The 6,015-nt window shown below is 42.9% G+C and carries 5 protein-coding genes and 1 pseudogene; 5 read left to right on the forward strand and 1 reads right to left on the reverse strand.

Translation table 11 applies throughout. The features are described from left to right. Positions 1 to 221 precede the first annotated feature (221 nt). From hutI to CXF78_RS11560, 5 genes are all read left to right on the forward strand, one after another. Positions 222 to 1,454 carry an imidazolonepropionase gene (hutI, locus tag CXF78_RS11540; protein WP_011639364.1) on the forward strand — a complete coding sequence of 411 codons (1,233 nt, stop codon included), beginning with the start codon at positions 222 to 224 and terminating at the stop codon, positions 1,452 to 1,454. 326 nt (positions 1,455 to 1,780) lie between these two features. Then, complete coding sequence (locus CXF78_RS11545) at positions 1,781 to 2,557, forward strand: haloacid dehalogenase type II (protein ID WP_374702285.1); 777 nt, start codon at positions 1,781 to 1,783, stop codon at positions 2,555 to 2,557. A 178-nt stretch (positions 2,558 to 2,735) separates the two neighbouring features. Beyond that, on the forward strand, positions 2,736 to 4,397 hold the full coding sequence (locus CXF78_RS11550) for an amidohydrolase (protein WP_102036864.1): 1,662 nt from the start codon (positions 2,736 to 2,738) through the stop codon (positions 4,395 to 4,397). Between the two features lie 154 nt (positions 4,398 to 4,551). Continuing rightward, entirely contained in the window at positions 4,552 to 4,824 is a 273-nt protein-coding gene (locus CXF78_RS11555; RefSeq protein WP_011639367.1) for a type II toxin-antitoxin system TacA family antitoxin, read from the forward strand. Beyond that, positions 4,821 to 5,318: a GNAT family N-acetyltransferase gene (locus CXF78_RS11560; protein WP_102036865.1), complete on the forward strand. Its 498-nt coding sequence runs from the start codon at positions 4,821 to 4,823 to the stop codon at positions 5,316 to 5,318. Before CXF78_RS11555 ends, CXF78_RS11560 begins: the two co-directional genes overlap by 4 nt. A gap of 284 nt (positions 5,319 to 5,602) precedes the next feature. Here the strand turns inward: CXF78_RS11560 and CXF78_RS11565 are convergent. Then, positions 5,603 to 6,015 (reverse strand): annotated as a pseudogene (locus tag CXF78_RS11565) (DUF3644 domain-containing protein); the annotation flags it as partial.

Below are 6,015 nucleotides of genomic sequence, written 5' to 3' on the forward strand. Positions count from 1 at the left end.
ACGGCACTCGGTCGTTTTCTTGCCATTCGCCCGTTTCAATACGGCTCAAAATGAATTGTTTTATCTGGGCAAACTTTGCTTGGGCCATATCAGCAGCTCTCGGTTTTTTAGACAATAATGTCATTGCTGTTTAAAAACACATCATTCATCCTACCTTGTATATACAAGTTAAAACAAGTATTGTTTAGCAATCAATAATTAATGCATTTTTAGGGGTTTTCATGTCGTGGGATCAAGTGTGGATTGATGTAAACGTGGCCACCATGGATACCAATATCCAAGGTGCTTACGGCGTAATACCTCAAGCAGCTATTGCAGTAAAAGATGGCAAAATTGCTTGGGTTGGCCCGCGCAGTGAACTACCTGAATTTGATGTACTGGCAACCCCAGTTTACAGAGGCAAAGGCGGCTGGATAACACCAGGGCTTATCGATGCACACACCCACTTAGTCTTTGCTGGTAATCGCGCTAACGAATTTGAACAACGTTTACAAGGCGCGACTTACGCCGAAATAGCTCGCGCAGGTGGCGGTATTATCTCAACGGTTAATGCTTGTCGCGATGCCGATGAAGCTGAACTATTTGAACTAGGCCGACAACGCTTAAATGCCCTAGCCAGAGAAGGCGTCACCACGGTTGAAATTAAATCCGGTTACGGTTTAAACACTGAAACAGAACTTAAATTATTGCGCGTTGCGCGTGAGCTAGGTGAGCATCATCATATTGATGTAAGCACCACCTTCTTGGGCGCCCATGCTATTCCTCCAGAATATAAAGACAATGCAGATGCCTATATCGACCTCGTCGTTAATGACATGCTCCCTGCGGTAATCGCCGAAAACCTTGCTGATGCCGTTGATGTATTTTGTGAAAATATCGCCTTTAATCTTGAACAAACTGAGCGAGTATTAACTGCGGCTAAACAGGCCGGTCTGCAGATTAAACTGCATGCTGAGCAATTAACCAATATGGGCGGCAGCGCCTTAGCAGCCAAGCTTGGGGCTAAATCGGTCGATCATATTGAGTTTCTAGATGAAGCAGGTATTAAAGCCATAAGCGAAAGCGGTACCTGTGCAACCTTGTTACCCGGCGCATTTTACTTTTTACGTGAAACCCAATTACCACCAATCGACTTACTGCGCCAATACAAGGTGCCAATGGTTATTGCCAGCGATTTTAATCCGGGGTCATCGCCTATTTGCTCCACCTTATTAATGCTCAATATGGCTTGCACCTTATTCAGACTCACCCCAGAAGAAGCCTTACAAGGTGTGACCATTAATGCCGCAAAAGCACTTGGTATCGACAATAATGTCGGCAGTATTACCGTAGGTAAACAAGCTGATTTTTGTTTATGGGATATCACCACTCCTGCACAATTAGCTTATGCTTACGGGGTAAACCTGTGTAAAACCGTTGTCAAAAATGGTCAGGTAGTTGCGCTACCCAATTAAACGTTAAACCGTTAAATAATTGGGCTCAACTTTTCTCAATCAAATAACCCACAACTTCAGTTCAAACTCATAACTGATAGCAGTTCCACTGGCGATAATGTCTATCTCCAGTGGTGCTGCTATGTACGTCACCTCAAATCCCAACTTCAGATTTATTAAACTATTAGGCAATAAAACCGTGATTTTAAGGTCAGTTTCATTTAGGTTGACTAAATTAAGGAACAATCGTTCAACTTATTGATGTCAGTGTCACTGGCAACAACAGTGAGATGAATACTCGATAAGTTCTTTTCAACCAACATCACATTGCCAGAGGTTTTATGAAAATCCGTGTTTTAATATCGCTTGCGACAGCTTTTTTTATGCTTAATACCAGTAGCGCTTTTGCTAAAGATCTAGCAGATACTGCGGTGCAGCCAACATTGGTTAAGCCTAAAGTGATTATTTTTGATGTGAATGAAACCTTGTTAGATCTTGAAAATATGCGCGCCTCTGTGGGTAAAGCGCTTAATGGTCGTGAAGATTTGCTGCCATTATGGTTCTCAACCATGTTGCATCATTCTTTAGTAGTTTCAGCGACAGGTGATTACCAAACGTTTGGTAGCATTGGCGTTGCTTCATTGCAAATGGTCGCCGAAATCAACGGTATTGCCATCACACCAGAACAAGCTAAAACCGCCATTCTAACGCCACTTCGTTCATTACCCGCTCACCCAGATGTTGCAGAAGGTTTAGCTAAATTAAAAGCTCAGGGTTACAAACTAGTCACCTTAACCAACTCATCATTAGAAGGCGTAACCTTACAGCTTAAAAATGCTAATTTAAGCCAGTATTTTGATGCCAACTTAAGCATAGAATCTGTTGGGGTATTTAAGCCGCATTTAAAAACGTACCAATGGGCCATTAAAGATTTAGGCGTTAATGCAGATGAAGCGTTAATGGTTGCCGCACACGGTTGGGATATTGCCGGTGCAGATAAAGCAGGCTTACAAACCGCCTTTATTCGTCGCCAAGGTAAAGTGTTGTTCCCGCTAGCAGCTCAACCAGACTACAACGTACTGGATGTAAACGAACTAGCCAGCACCCTAGCTAAGTTCAACTAGCCTTAACGATTTTCGCCCAGTATTAGCTGGGCGATAAATTTGCGCAGTAATGAGTATTTCCTCTATCTAGCCCCATCAATATCCCCCCCTCAAGACGACTTGCACAGCCCCTTGCCATTAACCATTAATTAACATTTAATGGATGCTGATTAATCGTCGTCATAAAAAGGGAAAACAGATGAGAAAGGAATATTTAGCGCTATCAGTGGCATTATGTTTGGCTAGTTTAAGCGCAAACACCATGGCACAAACCACACTGGTGCATCACGTTAATGGCTACACGCTCGTTGACGGAAAACTGCAAACCTTCAATGCTATCCAATTTACTGACGACAAAATTGATCGACTATTTACCTTAAACCAAGCCTTACCGAGTGTAACTGATATCACCTCAATTGATGGCAAAGGTAAAACCTTACTACCTGGATTAATCGACGCCCACGGTCATGTGCTAGGTTATGGTTTGAGTTTATTAACCGCAGACTTAACCAACACCAGTAGCGAACAACAAGCCGTTGAACGCGCGCAAGCATTTAGTAAAAACAACCCAACTGACGGATGGCTAATGGGCCGCGGTTGGAACCAAGAATTATGGGACAGCAAACAATTCCCGACTAAAGAAAGCCTAGATAAAGCCTTTAAAGCTAATCCAGTGTCATTTGGCCGAGTTGACGGTCATGCCATTTGGGTTAACAGCAAAGCGTTAGCGCTCGCGGGAATTTCGTCAACCACAGTGGCACCAGAAGGCGGTGAAATTGTCAAAGACGAGCAAGGTAATCCTACCGGAGTGTTAATCGACAATGCGATGAACTTAGTGTTTAACATCGTCCCCGATCTCAATCAGCAGCAATTACAATCAACCTTAACCCTAGCGATGGATAGCCTAGCGTCATACGGGCTAACCAGTGTGCACGATGCCGGCATCAACATCGACAACATCAAGGCATACCAGCAATTAGCAGCGAACAATGCCATGAGCGTGCGGGTTAATGGCATGCTGTCAGTGGAAGACCCTCGCTTTACTAGCACTTTAAAACAAGGCCACATCACCACTGCCGATAACATGTTTAAAGTCGACAGCGTTAAAATATCAGCCGATGGCGCGCTTGGCAGCCGTGGTGCGGCATTAATCAAAGAATATTCAGACCAACCCGGCCATAAAGGCTTAATGCTGTATTCAGACGAGCAACTCGGCAAACTAATTTTACAGTCGATGAAAGCAGGCTTTCAGGTTAATACCCACGCCATTGGCGACAACGCCAATCAAGTGGTACTCGATAAATACCAAACCGCCATTGCAGCAACAGACTCAAAAGCATTACGCCATCGCATTGAACATGCACAAATTCTCGATTTAGCCGACATACCGCGTTTTGCCCAACTTGGGGTTATCGCATCGATTCAAGCAACCCACGCCACCAGCGACAAAAATATGGCCGAAAACCGTTTAGGTAAAGCCCGCTTGGCCGGTGCTTATGCGTGGCGCAAACTATTAAACGCTAATGCCGTCATCGCCAATGGTTCAGACTTCCCTATTGAATCGCCCAACCCATTTTTTGGATTGCATGCATCCGTAACCCGCCAAGACCATGTTAACCAACCACTCGACGGCTGGCTCGCTACTGAAAAACTATCACGTATCGAAGCACTCAAAAGCTTCACCATCGACGCCGCCTACGCAGGCCATCAAGAACAGCTTTTAGGCTCATTAGAACCCGGTAAAAAAGCAGACTTTATCCTAGTAGAAGATGACTATTTTACAATCGATCCACAACAGATCTGGCAAAATAAAGTCATCGCCACCTGGGTAAACGGCCGTAAAGTATTTGCACAAGAGTAAACTGCATTGAGTAGGGTTTATTGGTAAATAAGATAAGTAGAATTGGTTTTAATAACGTTTTAGCCTGTGTGCCAAAGTGACACAGGCATTGCTTGTTGTACGTTTTAACACCATAATAGCCATGTGACACTTTGGCACAATTGGAGATTATATTATGGCAACGACTTTACCTCGCATCACCGCTAGAGTTGATGTCGACACCCAAGATTTACTGACAAAGGCAGCAGCAATCGCTGGTATGTCGAGTATTAATTCATTTGTGCTAAGTGCCGCAATCGAAAAAGCCAAACAAATCATTGAGCGTGAACAAGTACTAAAACTAAGTCAAACAGATGCGATGTTGCTTATGGAAGCACTAGACAGTCCAGCAACACCAAACTCAAAACTCAAAACGGCTTCGGAACGTTACGAAAGCAAAACCCAATAATGAATACGGTACTTTTAGATAAAGCTAAACACGATAGAAACCGATTCAACTGTGGTATTGAAGCTCTTAATAATTACTTAAAAATCATGGCGAGTCAGCAAGCGAAGAAAGACAACAGCAGAACTTTCATTTTAGAAGATGATAACGATAACTCGCATATCATTGGCTTTTATACCTTAACAATGACACCAATTGACCTAAAGGCTCTGCCGGATAAGCTACAGAAAAAATACCAATCATCTACGTCTGGCGGCCTTATAGCCCGCTTAGCAATCGATGACCGCTATAAAGGCCAAGGCTTTGGCGAATGGTTACTTATTGATGCACTACGAAAACTGTTAGCGGCAAGTGATAGCGTAGCATTCCCAGTCGTCATTGTTGACGCAAAAGATGGCGCGACACACTTCTACGAACGCTATGGATTTCAGGCTTTTCAAGACGCAGAAAACAAACTGTTCATCACCATTGCAGATGTAAGAGCAAGTTTAAGTTAATTAACCAAAAGCCTTTGATGCACTTCCTTAATCCAACTTACTTAGTACTGGTTTCGTTCAATTCGAATCCTAATTTCGATGTTACTAATTGCCTGCCGCAGACCCAGTGCAGATGATTAAGCGAGACGCCACAAGCACATCCATGTGGGCTTAGCCAAAACATCCATGTTTTGGATACTCGCTGACTCATCAGCACCTGCGATTCTACTTTCTTCGATTTAACTTCATGGTTGTCTAACGGTAAGATGAAGCTCACATTTTTACTGGCAGGTAACTCATATGTGTTAAATAGCTTGCCTACGCACCCTTGCAATCTCATCTTTATTTCTTAGTTGTCTAATAAGAAATTCTGCCCATCGACGTGAATATAAGTAACCATCAAAACCTTCAGAATAAGCTGCATATTCTCCTTTGAAGGTGATTACCATTTCACGAGGTCTAGCATTATAGTACTTCCAACATTTCGTATGTAACGTAGGATTAAAGTCTTTTATTTTCTCTTTAACGATAGTAACAACTTTGCCTGGTTTTAACTTAAATGGAGACTCTATACCTTTAATAAAAGCCACGCCTTGTTCATAGTTTTCCATTTCATTATCATTGAGTTTATTAACGTTAATAAACTCAATAGCTAAGTCAGCAGACTTAGCATGATTTCCGAGTTTGGGGACTAAAAAAGCCCTTATTCTATATTTCT

The organism is Shewanella sp. 11B5, from assembly GCF_002836795.1.
Lineage (GTDB): Bacteria > Pseudomonadota > Gammaproteobacteria > Enterobacterales > Shewanellaceae > Shewanella > Shewanella frigidimarina.